The organism is Aeromonas cavernicola (genome assembly GCF_002795305.1).
Lineage (GTDB): Bacteria > Pseudomonadota > Gammaproteobacteria > Enterobacterales > Aeromonadaceae > Aeromonas > Aeromonas cavernicola.
The window spans coordinates 1-621 of the sequence record NZ_PGGC01000290.1 but is presented as its reverse complement, the minus strand read 5'-3'; the positions used below and the strand labels follow the sequence as shown (position 1 = coordinate 621).

Annotated in this window: 1 protein-coding gene; it reads left to right on the top strand. The window is 64.9% G+C overall.

Features of this window, described 5'->3' with window-relative positions; translation table 11 throughout:
- Positions 1-621: amidase (locus CUC53_RS18615; protein ID WP_476692223.1), on the top strand; the 621-nt coding region annotated here is incomplete at both ends.

Here is a 621-nt window from a genome sequence, read left to right as displayed (position 1 = left end):
GTCAGCGCATCCATACCCGCGAGACCGTGATTGCGCTGTGGGAGCAGGCGCGCAAGGCGCTGGAAGCGGCTGGCGCAGAAGTTATCGAAGTGGACTTCCCGCTGGTCTCCAACTGCGAAGGGGACAGACCCGGTGCGCCGACCGTGTTCAATCGCGGCATCGTGAGCCCGGAGTTTCTCAACGACGAGCTGTGGGAGCTCTCCGGCTGGGCGTTCGACGACTTCCTGCGCGCCAACGGCGATCCCAAGCTTAAGCAATTGGCCGATGTCGATGGGCCGAAGATCTTCCCCCACGATCCGGGCACCCTGCCGAACCGCGAGGGCGATCTGGCGGCGGGCATGGACGAGTACGTCAAGATGGCCAAGCGCGGTCTCAAGCGCTTTGACGAGATTGCCTCGGTGCCGGACGGTCTGCGCGGTCTGGAAAAGACCCGCAAGCTGGATCTGGAAGACTGGATGGACGGGCTCAAGCTCGACGCCGTGCTGTTCCCCACCGTCGCCGACGTCGCCCCGGCTGATGCGGATGTGAATCCGGCCTCCGCCGATATCGCCTGGAGCAACGGCATCTGGGTTGCCAACGGCAACCTCGCCATTCGCCACCTCGGCGTACCGACCGTCACCG